This is a genomic window from Alcaligenes sp. 13f (assembly GCF_020496585.1).
In the GTDB taxonomy this organism is placed as follows: domain Bacteria; phylum Pseudomonadota; class Gammaproteobacteria; order Burkholderiales; family Burkholderiaceae_B; genus Alcaligenes; species Alcaligenes phenolicus.
This window is the reverse complement of record NZ_JAHKKC010000082.1, coordinates 1-339: the sequence shown is the minus strand read 5'-3', so window position 1 is coordinate 339 and position 339 is coordinate 1. Positions and strand designations below refer to the sequence as shown.

The 339-nt window shown below is 62.2% G+C and carries 1 protein-coding gene; it reads right to left on the bottom strand.

The window, feature by feature from the left end:
• On the bottom strand, window positions 1–339 hold a 339-nt coding region (locus KOE80_RS20235; RefSeq protein WP_226349862.1), incomplete at both ends, for a VCBS domain-containing protein.

The window sequence follows — 339 nt, the reverse complement described above, 5'->3', positions numbered from 1 at the left end:
CCATCGGCGTCCGTGATCGTGTAGCGAATCTCCTCAACCAGCGTATCGCCTTCGTTCAACGCCTGCACCGCTGCCAGGCTGTTGTCCAGCGTGTAGCTCCACGTGCCGTCGCCGTTGTCGACCAGCACGCCGTACTGCGCGTCGCCCGTGTTGATGACCGTCGTCGAGGCATCCGCACCCAGCGTGTCGTTGTCCAGCACATTGCCCGTAACCGGCGCTACCGCATCTTCCGTGACCTGCGCCACATCGTCTTCGGCTACCGGCTCCGTATCCAGAATCTGGATCACCAGGTCGTTGCTGCTCGATACGCCAGCCACATCCGTCACTTCCACCGTGAAG